Raw genomic sequence first — 19434 nt, 5'->3', positions numbered from 1 at the left:
TCTTTTCTTTTTAATTAATATATACCCAATATATAAATGGTTATACAAATTTCCATTTTTCTATGTATTATTAAGAATAAAATGCTATTTTTTTAAAATAAATTTACGCAAAAAAATAGCCCCACTTCTTCAACAGTGGGGCCCGATTTCACTTATGGAAACCAGATGAGAAAAACGAAGGGAGATCTTCTTCAGTGATTAACTGTTTCTCATATCGGTATTATACACCTCTAGGTGAATTTTTAAACCGCTAGTTATTTACATAGAAACCAAAATATTAAAGATAAAAAAATATTGAGATTTTCAATGTAAAAATTATGAATGATATAACGATTTTTTCATTAGTGACTGCCTATAACATCCATTTTTTTATCCATAACGACTATAGGCCTTTTTATTAATCAGAAAAGTTTTATTTTAATATTTTTACTGTAACTGTCTTGCGTCCCCAATTAATAGCATCTTCATAGGAAGGCATATATATATCAATTGTATTTCCTTTAATAGCTCCACCAGTGTCCCCAGCAATAGCCTCTCCATAACCTTCGACCCAAACTTTTGAACCTAAAGGAATAACAGAAGGATCAACTGAAATAACCTTTTGATTTGGATTGGCATTTAAATCGATTCCAGTGGAAGTAATTCCGGAACACCCTTTACAGGAAGCAGTATATGCAGTAGAAGTTACAGTAATCTCTTTTTCAGAGGTTGACGCCACTGGTTTACTTGAACTAGTAGACGTTGAAGCCGCTGGTTTACTTGAATTAGTAGTGTTTGAGTTGCTGCTTGCAGGACTTTGAGCTGCACTTACCTGTGATTGTACTTTGCCTGCACTAACAACTAATTTGTCTCCAGGATATATTAAATCGTCTATTAGCTGGTTACTAGTCATTAGTTCAGTCACACTCATACCATGCTTGCTGGCAATTCCAGAAATAGTGTCCCCTGAAACAACTGTATAAGTATCAGTGGATTCCCCTAATTTTAATTGTTGAGCTGGGTATATAAGTGTTGTATCGAGATCGTTCCATGCTTGTAAATTTTCCACACTAACATTATTATCTTGTGAAATGGACCAAAGTGTATCGCCTTTTTCTACCGTATGGACACTTGATGCAAAAGCTTGTCCTGCTGTCCCTACTGATAGTGCTGCTATAGCTGTTAGTGCTACAATGTGTTTTTTCATAAAATGAATTTCCTCCTTTTCACTAACGACTCCTAGCATAACACTTAAAGATGTCAAAGCTATTTCAGAATAGTGTTAAAGAGATAATAAATACATGACAGAACCCAAAGGAGTATTACAAATGGTTTCTTACATGAAATCTTTCTAAAAATTTCTAAAAATGATTTTATGAAGAAATGCGCAAGCGCCTGATGTCTGCCCCGACAAGCAAATGGGGAACAGCGAGGAGGCAGTTCCTCAGCCACCACAGCTTTTTCCCATTTGACCTCGAGGGACAAGGCGCTGACAATAAGAAAAGCGCAAGCACCTATGTCTGCCCCGACAAGCAAATGGGGTTATGCCATATGATTTATGAGAAAATCCTAAAAAACTTTTCTATACAAAAAAGCACCTTCCCTTAAAAGGGAAGATGCTTGGCTAGAAAGTTTTATTGAAACTATACTTTAATGGTAAAAGCCGCCTTTGCCGTATCTTATATGAAAGTTTTAAACCACCACTCCTCAAAGTGGGTGTTCGCAGAAACCTTCTATGCATGTCTTCATTGTCTAAAAAGAGAACGAAGCTTGTCATTCCGGCTCTATATAAAACTCCCTGTTACAGCATAAAGGTTAAAACTTAATATTCATACGAACAATGCAGCTTATAGTCATATAATAAACCCATTTTCCCTTAATTTCAAGTGAAATAATTTCTAGTCTTGCCAATTAAGTAAATGTGCTTAGTTAACATTTATGTATAATGGTAATACATACTTGGTTGCGAGGAAGTGAATAAAGATGCCTTATGATCGCAAAAGAGAAGAATGGGAAGAGGACATAGATGATGAAGAATTGCAGCTCTTGGTTTTAGAGGCTCAAGCCGAAGCTCTTCAAAAGGCTGCGAGAGAAAAAAATAATCCAACTCGAAAGCGTCCTTTTCCAAAATGGATCTTTTACGTAATGGCTGCTGTATTATTCGTGAATACTTTTGGTCTTATTTTTCAAATATACTCCATTCCTGCAATTGAATTTTTAAAAACATCTGCGCGCCTTTCAGCTCAAGATGAAGTTTCAGCAGATAAAAAGGCTGTTGTAGTTGTTTTAACAGATGACAGTAAAGGTACTGGTTTTTCTGTTTCAAGTGAGGGAAAAATTATTACAAATAATCATGTAGTAGAAGGAAATAAAAATGTGACAGTTGGCTTCCCTGAGGCAGGCCGTTTTAAAGCAGAAGTTATCCAAACTTTCCCTGAAATCGATTTAGCAGTTTTACAAATCCCTGACGAAGTTGGTCTTCCATATTTAGACTTGGCAGATAGTATGTCGGCTAAGAAAGACGATCATATTACATTCATTGGAAACCCTCTTCGATTTACAAGTATTGCAAATGAAGGAATGCTTATTGAACCTTATCAATTAGTTGACTGGGAAGTGCCGGTCATGATGATGAAGGCACCAGTTTATAGAGGTAATAGCGGAAGTCCTGTATTCAATGAAAATGGCCTAGTAATTGGTGTAGTTTTTGCTACATTAAATCACGAGGAGCATGGAAAAGTCGGACTTTTTATACCTATTGATGAGTATTACAAGGTAACTAAATAAAGTAAAAAAATATTTTTATGTGAGTTAATCTCGCAAATCCCATCCCTAACCATAGGCAAACGACGCGAATGTGACGATGATGGCTTATCGCTCCCCACGCGGAGGAAGGTGTCCACCTAAAGTGGAAATCGATTATACTTTATTCATTGTAAATATATAGATACCATTAATTATTTTTCTATTGTTCGTTTTTACATAAATAGAAATTATGAAATTGATTCAAAAAGAGAAGCCCACCACATAAGGTGAGCTTCACTCTTTAGTTCAAATATTTTTTTCTCCAGTTCAATCGTTCTTTTTCATTTAACTGTTCTTCTAGAACTTCATCCCACCGATCCGTAAGCGTGTTCCATACTCTTGCAAAGAATAGGTCATCACTTTCGTTATAAACGATGTATTCTAAGCATGGGATGTCATCAATATACAATTCAGAAGATGTAATAATCTCGGAAATGATAATCAGCGGAGCGTCTCCTTCTGTCACTTCAACTTTAGATTCTTCAACCGCTTCTAATAACAACCTATCTTCTAATAGTAGTTTCTTTTTTTCTTCTTTCGCATATCTATATACTTCAAGCAACTCCTCGCCCTCAGAAGCAGGCTTAATCTCTCCTTTTAAAAAGGCTTCGTGGCTAGGACTATACAGGATATTTTGTGTGCCAGGTTCCTGCTCTTCTTCAAAGATCCCCTCTTCCAGCTGCTGGATTCCCTTGCTCGTTAAAGAAATAGAATCCTCTTCCTTCTCTATCAAACCTGATTTCTTCATAACATCTATTAAATCATCGATGAATAAATTCTCTACAAGTAATAGCTCACTAAGCTGCATAGAAGATGTGATGTCTGTCTTTTGAAAGGAAATCAGCATTATTTTCATCAGGACATCCATCTTCGTACGCTTAATACGTTTGTACTCAACCTCAATTGTATGAATTGGAACACACCATAGAAAAGATTCCATTATTTTTAGTTTTGAATTCTGTTGAATTTCCTGCTTCAAACGATTTTGTAATGATTGCATCATTTAACTCCTATTTGGCTCCCTTGATCGATCATTTCAGGATTACGGAAGCCTTCCTTCTCTTTTACAATTCTTTTCAGACGGCCGTACATTTCTCTAGAGCTTTTTTGTTTAGCCCGTTTCGTGAACATTTCTACACTACCGACTAGGATTAACAGCTCTCTAGCCCTTGATAAAGCTACATTTAGTCGTCGGTAATCGTTGGCAAACCCGATATCTCCACTCTTATCTTGGTTGTTTCGTACCATACTCAATATGATGACGTCCATTTCCATTCCTTGAAATTTATCGACTGTTCCTGTTCTAAAATTTAAATGCTTTAAGTTCAATTCCTGTTGGATGAGACGATCAATTCTTTTTACCTGTTCCCCATAAAAACTAATGACTCCTATGCTTTTCTTTTCATGTTGCTCCATTTTTCCCTCTGTCTTAGCGGTTTCTGTTGCTTTATTCAAATCAATAAGAATTTTTCTAATGGAATCGAGCTCCGCCTGATTGAAGCGACTCTTACCGTTTTTCATACGTTCTTCAAAGTATCGCTTCTCATTAGGCATGTCCACCCAAAGAAGATGGTCTTTTCTTTTAACTATATTTGAATCCAGCAAATGATCGCGCATTGCATCTGAATCAGATAGACCGCATTGTAATCGGTAATTTTCTTCTTCATAGAATGGAGTAATGGTTTCCATAATACTCTCATGCATTCGATATTGAATGGCAAGCATGGTTTTATTGCTTTTAGGCAGGTTTTTGAACAATCGTTCGAATAGAGACTCCTTCAACAGCTTTTTCAGTTCCTCTTTTTCTTCCAAGCTGTCGCTCTCTTCCAAAATAGCCTGAAGGGTCTCATCCAATGTATCCTCCCCAACAAGTGGAGGTAACTGATGATGGTCGCCAACTAGAATAATCTTCTTGCCCTTGAGCATAGGCAGTAGCAATTCCGGTGGGGTCGCTTTCGAAACCTCGTCAATAATCACTACATCGAAGGTTGGGTAGTTTTCCATGAATTCCTTACGAGCCGAAGCTACACAAGTTGTACCAATTACATTTGCATGACGGACATATAATTTACGGATTTCCTCTAAATCATGGTCATTCGCATCCTGTAGCAAGGAGTACCATTCATCTTGAAGAGCTTGTGTAACCGGCAGACTATCCAATTGCTGTTTAAGCTTTCCTGCCTCTTGGACTAGTTCTACTATCTTTTCTTTAGATTTTTTTAAAGCCGTTTCTGGATTTTGTAGAATAATTTCATCCAAAGCCTTTAAATGTCTTTCTTGCTCCAAGCCCTGTGCATTCACTTTCTTGCTTTCTAATTCTTTTTCTTGGAGAATTGTTTCCTTCTCTATAACTTGAGTGTTTATGTTCTCCCAGTCACTCTTTTTATGAACAAGTTGTTCCATATAGGATGAAATCTTTTCGAATGTACTGGTAAGTGTTTCTCGCTTCTTCTCCATGTCTGATAAGCTAGAACTCAATATGGCTAACATTGGAATATTTTCATACATCTCTATATCTTCATAAGTTTGTTGAATTTTTTGTTCTAACATTGCAAGACGATTCTTTTGAGTTGATCCCATATCGATTAATGTATTTGTCTGTTTTTGTAGAGTGATTAATGCATTGTCCAATTCGCTACCTACTTGTGTTTTAATAGCTTGATACTTAGAAATAGAATTGTTTTTCGAAAATTGTACATTTGCTTGCTGCTTCAATACGTATTTTTCTCGAACGTACAAGCCCTCAAGTAAAATAGCTAATTTTTCAGTAGTAAGCTCATCCTCATCTGATGTCATAATATGCTTCAGTCGGTTCATAAATTGATGAATCTCTTTCACTGTATAGGTTGAATCAAATACGATTCCACTTCTTCCCATATTATTTTTTACATTTTCAACAGGGAACTTATACTTTCTTAACAGTTTTTCGATAAACTCGATTGCTGATTGCAAACGAGCATATAAATCTTGCCAATCCGCAGAAGATTTAATATTCTCAATCAACACATCTAGTTCTTCCATCTGTCGTTTTACAAGAGATGAAGGTGTAATTTCACAACGCTCCATCCTCTCTTTCAATTCATCAACCTTACGAATTGTCTCAATTTCTTTCCTAAAAGTTTCTAAAGCACCCAATTTCTTATGGAGCAGGTGATATTGTTCTCTCGTTTCTTCTATTTCTTTTTTTGTTCTTTGTAAGGAATCCATTGTCTCTTTAAACAGTATTTTTTCATGTGTATTTTCTATTTCTTTTGTCAGCTGACCTATTTGCTCAGTTACCTCTTGGGCAGTTGGATTTTCTTCTACGAATTTATCCATTTTTTCTATTTCTTCAGCCAGCTGTTCCGAGCGAGTACGAAGAGGTAGCAAGGAAGCCTCTATTTCCTCTCGTTCCTTTTTTAACAATACCAATGCTTTTTTTAGCTTTCTTATTTCATTATTACGTTCATCGTGCTCAGCCTGTGCTATGACTTTTCTTTCGATAGCCTCCTCTAAGCGTAGCTGCTCTTCTTTAATACTTTTCTCTTCTGAATAAATGTCGGCTAGCTGTTGCTTTAGAGTTCCCTCTTTAGAAGCTTGTTTCTCTAGTTCAGCCTTCAGTGTGGCTAGCGTTTGCTCTTTCCAATACTGGCCAACATTTTCTTCTATAAATCTTTTCCCTTCCTCTTCTATACTTTCCGTTCGGCCAAAACGCAAGATACGTATCTCTTTATTGGAAAGCAGTCTACTCAGAGCATTGTCTACTGCTAAGTTGGACTGTGATGCTACAAGTGTGCGAAGCCCTGCTTTAGCATTTTGCTGACATATTTCGGAGATAACTGTTGTTTTACCCGTCCCTGGAGGACCTTGTATCACGTAAAGATCCTCTGCTGACATTGCCCCAACAACTGCTTCCTGTTGAAACTCATTTAGGCGGTTATGAAATTCAAGTTCCTTTTGTTTATTTGTAATCCTAATAGTAGGGCGGTCCTCAAACAGAATTTTTTCAAGATTAGCATTTGCTGCCAAACCATTTTGCAGGTCTTCAAAACCCTTTCGCAGTCTACGTATTTGACTTAAAGTCGCAAAGTTACTAAAGACCACTTCCTTGAACTTAGGGTGTAAACTATTTTTTCTTGCCATTTCTCTATATTTCGGCCTTAGCTCTATCTCAATTATATTCTTGCCACGGTCTGCCTTTAGAACATCACCTATATCATTTTGATAACCTTTAAAGCTAATACTTAGACCTTTTATTTTGTTCCATTCGTCCCCATTCACTTCACTGCCCATTAAAGAAACTCTACTAAAGTCTTCATTAAACTGAATTCTAGAAAAACTAGCAGTAATATCGGCAATATCGGCGTTTCGTTCCTGTATTTTTAAATAGCCTTCCCAGCTCGAGATCCGCTTTTTAACATATTCGGAGCGTTCTTCTGCTACAGGCAGCTCCCTTATTCTTGTATGTAGTTGTATAGGAAGTCCTGCACCATTATTTTTTTCGGTGACAAATGTAAGGCTTACCGGTAGTCTTCTATTCGTTTGGATAGGAACTCGAGCACCTCTTAAATGGAATCCAGTTGCCAAAAACCCATTATTCTGTAGCACACAGTCCATTACAGCTACTTTGCCACCAAGTTTTTCTGTCAGTGCGACATTCTCTATGTTGTCAAAATATAATGCAATAGATATATTTCCTTGATTGTTAACTGGACGTTTCTCAATATAAACACGAAACTCTCTTTGTATATTAAAAAAGTCATGTTCATCAGTTGACCATTCCTGGATTCCTTTGCGAGCATTATTCGTTATCATCAGGTTGCAGCGCATTGTTTTTTCTAGGGTTGAAGCATTACTCATGAACAGACCTCCTTGGTTAATTTTTTTAGTCCAACTTATATATGTTAGCATTTTTTAAGGAAATCTTAAATTATCATTTAACAATTTGATTTGGTGATATTTAGAAATAAACATTTTAGTAAAAAATTATTTTAAATAAATCACTAACAAATACACCGCCATGCTCAATAACCTAAGGTTCAATTCTTTCCTAGAAAAGGTGGAATTAAGAAACTAATTTTAGACCAACAAATAAATTTAAAGCTTTAAATATTATATAAATATATTTTTAGAAAAATGTAAATTTTGTGAATTTTTTATTGATATTTGGATTAATTTTCCCTATCATTAAATATACAGTTTTCTAACTTAATATTCGGAAAACTAATAAAGTTATAGGAGGAAGGAAAATGCCAAAAAAAGCTGGAAGTGTATTAGACCCTGCTAGTCCTCAAAAAAACTCTAAAAAAATGAAGAAAAGTGGAACTGAGCCACCACTTTACAACTATGAAGCTATCGCACAAAGCCCGGATTTTAAAGCTTTAAAGAAGAAAAAAAGAAACTTTATTATTCCAATCGCCGCTTTCTTTCTGCTATTTTATATTTCTTTACCCATTCTGACTTCTTATACAACGATATTGAATAAGCCAGCCATTGGAGATATTACATGGGTTTGGGTGTTTGCCTTCGCTCAGTTCATAATGACTTGGGCTTTATGTATGATTTACGTGAGCAAAGCTAATGGATTTGATAAAGATGCTGAAGCAATAATTGAGAAAGAAAAGGCTGGTGACTATGTATGAATATGAGTGGAGTTGGTCTAATATTTTTTGTAGGAATTGTAGCTTTAACCTTATTTGTAACATATATTGCCTCCAAAAGAACAAACTCTGCAAGTGAATTTTACACGGCAGGTGGAGGATTGACTGGCTGGCAAAACGGTATAGCCATTGCTGGAGATTACCTCTCCGCAGCATCGTTTCTTGGGATCGCTGGTGCTATTGCTCTCTTTGGATTTGACGGTTTCTTCTACAGTATAGGTTACTTAGTAGCATACTTAGTAGTTCTTTATATTGTTGCCGAGCCACTTCGAAACCTTGGACGCTACACGCTTGCAGATATGATTACAGCACGCTTCAACCAAAAGAAAGTTCGAGGGGCCGCAGCGATAAGTACAATTACGATTGTTTTGTTTTATATGATTGCACAGCTTGTTGGTGCAGGGGCACTTATACAATTATTACTAGGCATTGACTATTGGGTTGCTGTATTAATCGTAGGTACTATGATGACAATCTATGTTCTTTGGGGTGGAATGGCAGCTACGAGTTGGGTACAAATTATCAAAGCAGTTCTGTTAATGATTGGGACGGTTGTCATTTCATTTTTAGTATTATTGGAGTTCAACTTTAATATATTTGGAATGTTCACCGAAATGAAAACGGTTACAGCACAAGGTGAAAATTACTTAAATCCTGGTGTCAAATATACGAATGGCTTGGATACCATTTCTATGATGATTGCTTTAGTTTTAGGTACTGCAGGCTTGCCGCATATCCTTATGCGCTTCTTCACTGTAAAAGATGCAAAGACAGCTCGCTCTTCTGTTGTATATGCCACTTGGATTGTAGGTATCTTCTATGTGCTTACTATTTTCTTAGGCTTCGGGGCTGCGTATTTTGTAGGTGCTAGTGACATTATGGCAGCAAACTCGGCAGGAAACATGGCAGCGCCATTACTAGCAAAAGCACTTGGCGGAGACTTTCTCATGTCCTTCGTGTCTGCAGTAGCCTTCGCAACCATTCTTGCTGTTGTAGCAGGCCTTGTTTTATCAGGGGCATCTGCATTTGCTCATGATATTTATGGACAAATTATCAAAAAAGGTAAAGCAACAGAAAAAGAGCAAATGAAAGCCGCTCGTCTTGCATCTGTTGGAGTTTCTGTACTTTCTATCATACTAGCTTTAGGTGCGCAGACGATGAACGTAGCATTTCTAGTTTCTCTTGCTTTCTGTATTGCGGCGAGTGCTAATTTACCTGTTATCATCTACACCATCTATTGGAAAAAATTTAACACTACTGGTGCTATGACTGCGATTATTACAGGTCTGGTAACTGCTTTAGTATTAGTTTCATTGAGTCCAAACCTATGGGGAACAGACGGCACACATCTTTTCAATGGCACTGCTCTTTTCTCATTGACTAACCCCGCAATTATTTCAGTACCAGCCGGCTTTTTAGGTGGATTTGTAGGTGCCTTGATTGGTGCCAGGGCAGATCAGAAAAAATATGCTGAGGTGGATGTCAAAGCAAATATTGGTTTAAAATAATGAAAAGGCGAAGAGATAAAACTCTTCGCCTTTCTTTATTGTCTTAACGTGCGTCAGGAAATATACGATCAACTGTATCACGGAATTCATCAAAGAACCCTTCTACTGGTTCACCTTCTCTGATCTTTGTTCCGTACTCTTCCATTTTACCAACAAAATCAGGATCTAAAGAAACGTATACGTTTTCAAAGGTTAAATTACCTTTACCTTCTTTGGCTTTATCAGAAATACGAGTTTTTATATCCTCGCTCTCTTTCACTCCGTCCTTTAGCCTTACTGCAACATACGCATTTGTGTCCGTCACTAATACGTGAGCTGCATCCACTTCATCCAGTTCCGCAACTTTTGCTGCCACATCATCTGCTACATCAACTTTTTGGTCACCATTAGTGGAAACATCTTTTCCTTTTTCATCTCCAATATCTCCGTCATTACCAGTGTCAACAGTTGCATTTGGATCCATATTCTCATCTTTGTTTGTATCTGTTGTCGTTGTATCGGTTGTTGTGTCATCCTTCTTATCATCATTTCCACAGGCTGTTAGAAAACCGATTATAAGAATAGCAATTAATATTTTCATTTTTTTAATCATTTTATTTTCTCCTTTTCAATAAATTATTACAGTTGTAGGATGTGAATTAATCTACACAATATACACCCAAACAAAAAATAGATTATTTAAATAATTTAAAATATACAAGTTATAATCTGTTATAATTTTTAGAGATGAAGAATTCTAACCTTTTCTAAACTGATAATATAGTTAAAATTTTCTTTTAGCAGCGTTATTACTTATCTATTTACTATGCAAAAAAAAATATAAAAGAGGTGTTGTTATGAATACTGTTCTATTGGAAAGCTTAGAAGCTAGCTACGACGACATGGTAACGATTAGAAGGTATTTACATATGCATCCTGAGGTATCCTTTCAAGAAGTACAAACTGCTAAATATATTCAAGAATTTTATTTACAGCTTGGTATACCTTTCGATGCCAATATCGGTGGAAATGGTGTCGTGGCAAGAGTTAAAGGCTCAAAGCCTGGAAAGACTATTGCTCTACGGGCCGACTTTGATGCTCTACCTATTCAAGATGAAAAGGATGTTCCATACAAATCTACCGTTCCAGGTGTAATGCATGCCTGTGGTCATGATGGACACACTGCTGCTTTACTTATACTTGCCCGTACACTCAATGAGATAAAGGAAGAACTTAGCGGAGAATATGTATTTATACATCAACATGCGGAGGAATATGCTCCAGGTGGAGCGAAGCCAATGATTGAGGCTGGTTGTTTAAAAAATGTAGATGTGATTTTTGGTACACATTTGTGGTCTCAAACACCTCTTGGTACGGTCGCCTACCGTTCTGGTCCTGTCATGGCTGCAGCTGATCGTTTTATCATTAAAATTCAAGGTCGCGGTGGTCACGGTGCTAATCCGCATGATACGAAAGACGCCATCCTAGTTGCTTCTCAGCTAGTAGTAAATTTACAGCAAATAGTCTCTAGAAGAGTTAATCCCACGGAGTCTGCTGTCCTTTCTGTCGGTTCATTTGTGGCCGACAATGCATTTAACATTATAGCCGATTCCGTAAAATTGAGTGGGACCATAAGAACATTTACACCTATTGTAAGAGACTTAATGGAAAATGAGTTACGACGTGTGTTGGAAGGCACTTGTATGACAGCTGACTGCACTTATACGCTCACATACGAAAGAGGTTACCCTCCAGTTATTAACCATAAAGAAGAAACAGAATATCTTTCCTTAATAGCTAGACAGATTCCTGATGTTAAAGAAGTAGTAGAATCTGATCTTTTAATGATTGGCGAAGATTATGGATACTACCTTGAACAGATCCCAGGAACATTTTTCTTTACTGGAGCGATGCCTAATGGAGATGTATATCCTCATCATAGTCCAAAGTTTGACTTTAACGAGAAGGCCATGCTAACAGCAGCTAAAACTTTGGGGCTAGCAGCTATTAGCTACCAGGAACAATAAATGTAAGTAAAAAACTTTGCCTAAAGCAAAGTTTTTTTAAATAAATTTTTAGCAGATCGGCTCAATAATTTTAAAATTTCCAATTTTCGATACAAAACGTTAAAATATAAAAGAATGGGTAATGTTAAAAAAATTACCATTTAATGAAACTTTTCCAACGTTAATTACGTAAAATTAATTAAATTCAGAAATTAGGGAGGTTTGTTTATTAATGGCTATTAATCTAGTAAAGGGACAAAAGATCGACCTTACTAAAGGAAGATCTTCCTTAAAGAGTGTAATGGTAGGACTCGGCTGGGATCCTGTCAGTCAAAAGAGTGGTGGGTTTTTAGGAGGTCTTTTTGGTGGAGGTTCTAGTGGTGCTGCAATAGACTGCGATGCTTCTGTTCTGCTTTTAAATGAAAATAATAAGCTCTCGTCTAAACAACAATTAATATATTTCGGAAACAAAAGTTCTAATAATGGAAGCGTCGTACATACCGGTGACAACCGTACCGGAGCTGGGGATGGAGACGATGAAATTATCAACGTAAACCTTAAAACGGTTCCAAGTTCCGTTCATAAGCTATTGTTTGTCGTTAATATTTATCAAGCAAAACAACGTAAACAAGACTTTGGCTTGATTAAAAATGCATTTATTCGTTTAGTAGACAACGATACAAAACAAGAACTGGTGCACTATAATCTATCAGACAATTATTCTGGAAAAACTTCACTTTTCCTAGGTGAACTGTATCGCGCTGGAGAAGAGTGGAAATTCTCTGCAATTGGAGAAGGAACAACCGACTCTGATATTACATCTATTGCAAACAAATATTTTTAAGGAGTGTTAAATAAATATGGCTATTAATTTATCAAAAGGACAAAAGGTAGACTTAACCAAAACTAATCCAGGCTTAACAAATATTATTGTTGGACTAGGATGGGATACTAACAAATATGACGGTCGCAACGATTTCGACTTAGACTCATCCGTCTTCCTATTAAACGGTAGTGGAAAATGTAACTCTGAAGCTGATTTTATTTTTTATAATAATACTTCAGGTAGTAATGGGGCAGTAGTTCATACTGGAGATAATCGAACTGGTGAAGGCGACGGCGATGACGAGCAAGTTAACATTGAACTGACAAAGGTCTCAAGCTCAATTGAAAAAATTGCATTTAGCATTACTATTCATGATGCAGACACTAGAGGACAAAATTTTGGTCAAGTAAATAATTCATATGTACGAATTGTCAATGCGGACACTCAGGAAGAACTTATCCGTTACGACCTGGGAGAAGATTTCTCTATTGAAACAGCTGTCGTTGTAGGTGAATTATATCGCCACAATAACGAATGGAAATTTAATGCAATTGGAAGCGGCTATCAAGGAGGGTTAGGAGCTTTAGTTTCTGACTTTGGCTTAAACTAGTTAAATCTTTTCTAAAGCGAGGGTCTTTTTCCTTGCTTTTTTTTTACAAATAGTAAATTTCATAGAATTTGGGTGACCTATAGCCCCTTCTTCATTTAAGGAGTGATTACCATGAGACATTTTAAGGGTTTGAGTGAAAATGAGATTAATAATTTTTTTCATATACCCCCTAACGAATTTTCGAAAACGACGGATAAGCTAAAATTGGGGATTGCACTAGGAGCTACTTTATATATCCCTGGCCTTATGAGTAATTTCTCCTTAAAGTTCGTTGAGAACTCTTTTGAAAATCTCACTAGCGGAATTATTTGTTTAGAGGATTCTATTTCAGACAACGATTTAATAGAAGCAGAAAATAATGTAGTGGAACAGTTACGCACGTTGGCAGAAGCAATCGAGGAACATTCAAGCTTACAGAATAACCTACCCCTACTATTTTTAAGAATTCGGAATACAGAACAGTTACTTAGGCTTTCTCGAGAGTTAGGAAACAGTCTTGGACTCATTACTGGTATTGTCTTTCCTAAATGTAATTCTAATAATGCTTCAGATTTCTTTTCATGCCTGGAATCTTTAAATAAAGAAAAATCCTTTTCGCTATACGGTCTACCTATTATCGAAACAAAAGAAATTATTTATAAAGAATCTCGACAAGAGGAGCTCCAAAAGCTATATGCAATATTCCTGCATTATGAACGTCTAATCTTAACGATTAGAGTTGGAGCAACAGATTTTTCTAGCCTCTTTAGCCTTAGACGCCCTTACAATCGAACTGTTTACCAACTACAGTTGATCGTAGATTGTTTGACAGAAATTCTAAATACTTTCAACAGATATGATAATAACTTTATAATTTCTGGTCCAGTATTTGAATACTTTGATACTAAAAGCGAGAAGATTTTATTTGAAGAGGTGCAATTGGACCTTTTGAATGGTTTCTATGGTAAAACATGCATTCATCCAAACCAAATAAACATCGTTAACGCTGTGTATCCTGTTTCTAAAGAAACTTTTGACGATGCTAGCATGATTGCAGGAAATCGATATGTAACTAATGGAGTTTTAAGAAGCCCTACTAAAAATAAAATGAATGAGGTAAAGCCTCATTATAGTTGGGCTATAAAAATACTAGCGCAAGCAGAGATATATGGGGTGCTAAATGAAAATGTTACCACACACGACTTTATCGGCTACATCAAGAACTTATAATTTACATGGAAATTTAAAGCTAACCATTGAGATTCAAAATAATCCGTATAACCTTTCACCTGAGCAACTTTTTGAAATGGGAGTAAGAATAAATAAAAAGAGGCAATTTCTATTTATTAGTCGCCTTCTCGGGAAGCACTTGGCAGTAGACCCTTCCCTTTCACTAGGTACGGGAACAGTTCTTGCTTCTATGTTAATGGAGAACGAAGGTTTATCTTCTCATCCTCAGTTAATGGATATTATTCATATGATTGATTCAGGGAAGCCTGACCGTGAACTTAGCCTAAGCTCTTTAAAATATAAAGTTAGATTACCGACAAATACGGTCTTTATAGGTTTCGCAGAAACTGCTACCGGATTAGGTCATGCTGTTTTTAATCATTTTGAGGAGGCGCAGTATATTCATACTACGCGAGAAGATATCGTCAATCTCACCCCTTCTTTTGTTTTTGAAGAAGAGCACTCACATGCTACCTCTCACCGAGTATACGCTTCTGAGAATTCGTTAAAAGAAGCAGAGACGATTGTGCTGATTGATGACGAGATAACCTCTGGCCTCACACTTTCCAACTTAATAATATCCTTAAATAAAAAGTTCCCAAAAAAACAATTTAAAATTTTATCTATTCTGGATTGGAGAAGTCTTGAGAATAAAAACAATTTTCACAGCCTAATGAATAAGCACGGGATTCATGCGGAAATAATTTCAATTCTCTCCGGTCAATTCACATTGCATAATACAGAGATAATCCATGAGGATATCATACCTTACCTACAAAGTAGAGAAGACTTCGATTTACCTTTAGAAGATGACTTTTCCTCTCAGTATACCACTCCTTATTTTAGCGAGCATGCTATTTATAGCAATTTTACTGGTAGATTTGGTCTTACGAGTGAAAATCATGCAGCGATGGATGATTGGATACATAAATTGCTTGATACGCTGAAACTTGATAGGAATAAGCCAACGCTTGTTATAGGTTTAGGAGAAAATATTTATATTCCATGTCGTATTGCTCTCTCATTAGGTAAACACACTAAGATACAAACAACGACTCGTAGCCCGATTTTTGCAAAAAATAAAGAAAACTATCCTATTAAAAACAAGTGTAAATTTATATTGCCTGACTCTAACAATATTGAACAATACTTATATAACCTTACAGAGCATGAATTTGAACAAATCTTAGTGGTGGCCGAGTCTGTTAAAAACAAGGATACCTGGTCTCCCTTACTGAACTACTTACAAAGCAAGGGTCCCGTTACATGGTTATCCCTTACAGCTCCAACTAAAAGAGGTGGAATAAATGATGCTTAAAACTGCCGATTTAGTAAAAACAAGCTACTCGCCTGAAGATATAACCTTCCTCTTAAAGGATATGTCCAAAATTCAGATTGAATCCAATGTAGACACTCGAGAAAAGGCATTTTCTTTAGGACATCATTATTCTGAGTCTTTACCTATAGAACATCGCCCATCCGAAGAGTATCTTCGTTTATACAATCAGGCTATGCTTCAACTTTCCAGCTATGTAGCTCAATTAGTAGGCATTGTCACCAGACGCGTCCATAAATATGCCAAAACGGATCACGTCGTCATTGTTTCTTTGGCGCGTGCCGGAAGCCCAGTAGGGATTTTAATGAGAAGATATGCCCGGTCATTTTTAGACTTAGACTGGCCACATTTTAGTGTGTCCATTTTAAGAGGAAAAGGGATTGACGAAAATGCTATTAAAACAATTCGTGAGTTATATCCTAATTATCACTTACAATTTGTAGATGGTTGGACTGGAAAAGGTGCTATTCAAAAAGAATTGACCAAGTCTATTCAAAAATTGAATCAGCAGGGTCTACATCTAAATGATGACCTTGCAGTCCTTTCCGATCCAGGGGGATGTGCAACTCTATATAGTACAAGAGAGGATATTCTTATACCGAATGCTTTTTTAAATTCCACAGTATCTGGTTTAATCAGTAGAACTATTTTAAATAACTCTTTTCAGTCGCCAGAAGATTACCATGGGGCCAAGTATTATGCTGATCTTGAGGAGGAAGATGTATCAAATGCTTTCGTAAATCAAATCTCTGCACACTTTTTGGCTCAAGAGAAAGCTATCTTAGCGCGGTCAAAAGAATTCCCTATTAAGAATGAAAGAACATGGTTAGGCATGCAGGTAGCTCAGGAAATAGCACATAAATATTACAAAAACTCTGACCTAACCAAAGTGAAGCCTAGCGTTGGAGAAACTACCAGAACGTTATTAAGAAGAAAGCCATACAAAATTCTATTAAGAGATGAAAGTGATGAAGCTGTTAAGCATATTTTAAGCTTATGCCAAGAAAAAAATATACCTATCGAAATAATTCCTGACCTTTATTATCGTGCTATCGGTCTTATAGAATCGGAGGAACTAATATGACTATTCTATTTGCAAGCGATTTAGACCGTACACTTATATATAGTAAAAAATCTAGAGGACACGAAGTAAGTGAACATGATTTAGCTATAGTCGAATGGCGCGAGAATAATCCCGCTGCATTTATGACCAAGGAGGGGCTGGAAATTTTCAAGGAACTTTCCTCCTCGATTGAATTTTTACCGGTTACTACTCGAACCAATAAACAATATGAACGTTTATTTGGATTATATAATCCACAGGAAAAACCGACATATTCTATTGTCTCCAATGGAGCCGTAATATTAGAGAACGGAAGGCCGATCCCTGAGTGGTCGGATAAAGTAAAGGAGGAGCTTGAGGCAGACTGTACATCAATTCCTCACGTTCTTTCACAAATAGAACCTTATATCCAAAGAGGTTCCATCTTGAACTCCTTACAGGCAGAGAACTGGTTTGTATATATGATTATCGATGAAGACAGGTTTACTGTTGAGGATTTTGAAGACCTTTCCCAACTATTTTTCAAACAAGGATTCACCTTGTCTAAACAAGGGAGAAAATTATACGTAATGCCTAATTGTATTAATAAATCGCTTGCACTGGAGTTTGTGACAGATCGTTTAGAGGCAGAAATTGTAATTGCAGCAGGCGATTCCTTGTTAGATTTAGATATGGTTTTGGGTGCTGATTATGGCTTTATCCCACAGCATGGGGAGGTTATTTTAAATAATAGGACCCTTCCCTCTCACGTTCAAATAACCGATCACACTGGTGTGTTGGCAGGTGAAGAAATAATTAAAAAAGTGTATGAAATTTGTTATAATATGTATGAATAGGAGGTAAAACCCATGGTGAAGTTAAATCCAATAAGGATGCAGTCGTGGGATTCATCTAACATTGGGAAATGGCTAAAGAACTCTTTAGAGGATCCAAGTATAGTTACAATCGATCAAGATAGCCTGATGTATCCCCAGTTATTATGCCAATTTATTGGTGTCTCTTTAGATGAAGATGAATATTTTACTATTCTGCATACACAGATCAATGATTCTGATGGTAAGCTGATTAATCTTACTAATTCTCTTAATAAAGAAATTTCATCTGATAAACTACGTGCTATTAATCAGCTTTTTGAAATCCATCGACAAGAAAAAGGACTTTCCCCTAATCGAATGGTTGCATTTTTGGAAGGTCATTTCTTGCTACCAAGGCTCAATGATAATGATTTAAACAGACGTATAAGAATTGTCTTAATAGATTTATTAAAACAGCTCCAATCCAACTACGTCGAAGGGACTCAGCATCATGAATACCGACGGATAACGATTGACATGATTAAATGGATATTCAATCATGTCGAACCTGTTCTAGAAAAACTAGATTTTAAAACCGGTCTACCCGGTTTCCTTTGGTACGGTGATGCCACCCCTAGCGAGAGATGGTTTCTGAAATATTTAGCAGCTTATGGATTTCATATAGTAATATTCAATCCCTGTGATGAATCCTGGCCTAAGCAAATGTTTGGAATAGATGAGGAGCATTCCTTTAAATTCCCAAAAATCGCAAGTAAGCCAAGTGAATTTCCAAGTGAAATGCCTAAAATTGCTGGTACAGTTGCCTTTAAGGCTACTCAAGAGATAAATGAACTCTTACATCACGATGACTCCGGCCTATATAAGCCCTTTCAGTTTAAATCACATTCAATAAATTCCGTGAGGCTAAAAACTACCGAGGATGAGGCATTTTTAATAGCCAAAGAGCGCGCCATGATTAGACCTCACTTTCAGGTAAGTAATCAGCTAGTAACTATTCCTGTCGTCTTTGCAAAATACATGGGAATTGACCGCAATCGAAAGCGTTTTTGGAACAACGTTCATTCCTTAACCTCTCGAGAAGATACCCATGTAATTCGTCAATTTCCATTCACTAAGGAACAGAAAACAAATCCCTTGTTCCATTACCGCAATGCTTTAAGTTCAGATGGAACATTAAATCCAGAGATTATGAAAACTTCTAACTGGTGGTCTTATGGTAAATTGCCAACTGGTACACAAACAGCCATCGGTGAAGCCATAGCTAAGCATGTTCGTGATCCAATTCTTATCCCCCAAGGTAATGAATCATTTGAGGAACTGCAGCTATATGCATTTTCTCAATCCATGTATTTACCTAATTTTGTAATTCGTTTGTTTCAGACATTCGATTATCCTCAATTTGTCCCTACTATCTTCTTATATAACGAAGAAAAAGGACCGGAGTTGAGTAGAGCAGATGCAAACGCTTTATGTATGATGCATTATCTTGGTTTAGATATTATCTTAGTAAATCCTCAAGGACATTTGGATATCGAAAAGTGGGTCCAGGAAGGAATGTTTGATTTGCACTGGATGGATGATAGATCCTTCAATGAACCTTATAAGGAACAAAATGTTGTAAGTAAAATTTTCAAAAAATTTAGATGATATAGGGGCTGA

At 36.6% G+C, this 19434-nt stretch carries 15 protein-coding genes and 1 other RNA gene; 11 read left to right on the top strand and 5 right to left on the bottom strand.

The window, feature by feature from the left end:
* Positions 1-412: 412 nt before the first annotated feature.
* Together ACQKNZ_RS01375 and ssrS are read right to left on the bottom strand one after the other, a co-directional pair.
* Complete coding sequence (locus ACQKNZ_RS01375) at positions 413-1186, bottom strand: LysM peptidoglycan-binding domain-containing protein (RefSeq protein ID WP_427657630.1); 774 nt, start codon at positions 1184-1186, stop codon at positions 413-415.
* Positions 1187-1635: 449 nt separating this feature from the next.
* Positions 1636-1831, bottom strand: a non-coding RNA gene (ssrS, locus tag ACQKNZ_RS01370) — 6S RNA.
* A gap of 131 nt (positions 1832-1962) precedes the next feature.
* Between ssrS and ACQKNZ_RS01365 the strand changes: the two genes are divergently transcribed.
* A complete protein-coding gene (locus tag ACQKNZ_RS01365) occupies positions 1963-2766 on the top strand; it encodes a S1C family serine protease (RefSeq protein ID WP_427657628.1) in 804 nt (267 codons plus the stop codon).
* Positions 2767-3025: 259 nt separating this feature from the next.
* Here ACQKNZ_RS01365 and ACQKNZ_RS01360 read toward each other — a convergent pair whose 3' ends face one another.
* Both ACQKNZ_RS01360 and ACQKNZ_RS01355 read right to left on the bottom strand, forming a co-directional pair.
* Positions 3026-3784 carry a hypothetical protein gene (locus ACQKNZ_RS01360; RefSeq protein ID WP_154311752.1) on the bottom strand — a complete coding sequence of 253 codons (759 nt, stop codon included), beginning with the start codon at positions 3782-3784 and terminating at the stop codon, positions 3026-3028.
* A complete protein-coding gene (locus tag ACQKNZ_RS01355; RefSeq protein WP_427657626.1) occupies positions 3784-7623 on the bottom strand; it encodes an AAA domain-containing protein in 3840 nt (1279 codons plus the stop codon). Before ACQKNZ_RS01355 ends, ACQKNZ_RS01360 begins: the two co-directional genes overlap by 1 nt.
* Positions 7624-8072: 449 nt before the next feature.
* Between ACQKNZ_RS01355 and ACQKNZ_RS01350 the strand changes: the two genes are divergently transcribed.
* Together ACQKNZ_RS01350 and ACQKNZ_RS01345 are read left to right on the top strand one after the other, a co-directional pair.
* Positions 8073-8405, top strand: coding sequence for a DUF485 domain-containing protein (locus ACQKNZ_RS01350; RefSeq protein ID WP_154312363.1), 333 nt, complete (start codon positions 8073-8075; stop codon positions 8403-8405).
* A gap of 2 nt (positions 8406-8407) precedes the next feature.
* Positions 8408-9931, top strand: a complete 1524-nt coding sequence (locus ACQKNZ_RS01345) for a solute symporter family protein (RefSeq protein ID WP_154312364.1) — start codon at positions 8408-8410, stop codon at positions 9929-9931.
* Positions 9932-9974: 43 nt separating this feature from the next.
* Here the strand turns inward: ACQKNZ_RS01345 and ACQKNZ_RS01340 are convergent, their stop codons facing one another.
* On the bottom strand, positions 9975-10523 hold the full coding sequence (locus tag ACQKNZ_RS01340; protein WP_144538495.1) for a YhcN/YlaJ family sporulation lipoprotein: 549 nt from the start codon (positions 10521-10523) through the stop codon (positions 9975-9977).
* A 244-nt stretch (positions 10524-10767) separates the two neighbouring features.
* On the opposite strand from ACQKNZ_RS01340, the gene ACQKNZ_RS01335 reads away from it, so the two are divergent.
* The 8 genes from ACQKNZ_RS01335 (at position 10768) to ACQKNZ_RS01300 (ending at position 19422) form a co-directional block, all read left to right on the top strand.
* Complete coding sequence (locus tag ACQKNZ_RS01335; RefSeq protein ID WP_340862432.1) at positions 10768-11937, top strand: M20 family metallopeptidase; 1170 nt, start codon at positions 10768-10770, stop codon at positions 11935-11937.
* A 211-nt stretch (positions 11938-12148) separates the two neighbouring features.
* Positions 12149-12760 (top strand): TerD family protein, encoded by a 612-nt coding sequence (locus ACQKNZ_RS01330; RefSeq protein ID WP_144538493.1) that lies wholly within the window; start codon positions 12149-12151, stop codon positions 12758-12760.
* Positions 12761-12776: 16 nt separating this feature from the next.
* Positions 12777-13352: a TerD family protein gene (locus ACQKNZ_RS01325; RefSeq protein ID WP_340862431.1), complete on the top strand. Its 576-nt coding sequence runs from the start codon at positions 12777-12779 to the stop codon at positions 13350-13352.
* A 111-nt stretch (positions 13353-13463) separates the two neighbouring features.
* Positions 13464-14561, top strand: coding sequence for an HpcH/HpaI aldolase/citrate lyase family protein (locus ACQKNZ_RS01320; protein ID WP_427657623.1), 1098 nt, complete (start codon positions 13464-13466; stop codon positions 14559-14561).
* Positions 14512-15879, top strand: a complete 1368-nt coding sequence (locus tag ACQKNZ_RS01315; RefSeq protein WP_427657621.1) for a phosphoribosyltransferase family protein — start codon at positions 14512-14514, stop codon at positions 15877-15879. The genes ACQKNZ_RS01320 and ACQKNZ_RS01315 overlap by 50 nt, the downstream gene beginning before the upstream one ends.
* The gene (locus tag ACQKNZ_RS01310; protein ID WP_427657619.1) at positions 15872-16981 is read left to right on the top strand and encodes a cysteine protease StiP family protein; all 1110 of its coding nucleotides are present in this window, start codon (positions 15872-15874) and stop codon (positions 16979-16981) included. The genes ACQKNZ_RS01315 and ACQKNZ_RS01310 overlap by 8 nt, the downstream gene beginning before the upstream one ends.
* Positions 16978-17796: a hypothetical protein gene (locus ACQKNZ_RS01305; protein ID WP_427657617.1), complete on the top strand. Its 819-nt coding sequence runs from the start codon at positions 16978-16980 to the stop codon at positions 17794-17796. The genes ACQKNZ_RS01310 and ACQKNZ_RS01305 overlap by 4 nt, the downstream gene beginning before the upstream one ends.
* Before the next feature lie 12 nt (positions 17797-17808).
* Positions 17809-19422 (top strand): YceG family protein, encoded by a 1614-nt coding sequence (locus ACQKNZ_RS01300; RefSeq protein WP_144538489.1) that lies wholly within the window; start codon positions 17809-17811, stop codon positions 19420-19422.
* Positions 19423-19434: the final 12 nt, after the last annotated feature.

The sequence above is a fragment of the Psychrobacillus sp. NPDC093200 genome (genome assembly GCF_050280345.1).
In the GTDB taxonomy this organism is placed as follows: Bacteria; Bacillota; Bacilli; order Bacillales_A; family Planococcaceae; genus Psychrobacillus; species Psychrobacillus faecigallinarum.
The sequence above is the reverse complement of the archived record's forward strand: the minus strand, read 5'-3'. Positions and strand labels throughout refer to the sequence as shown.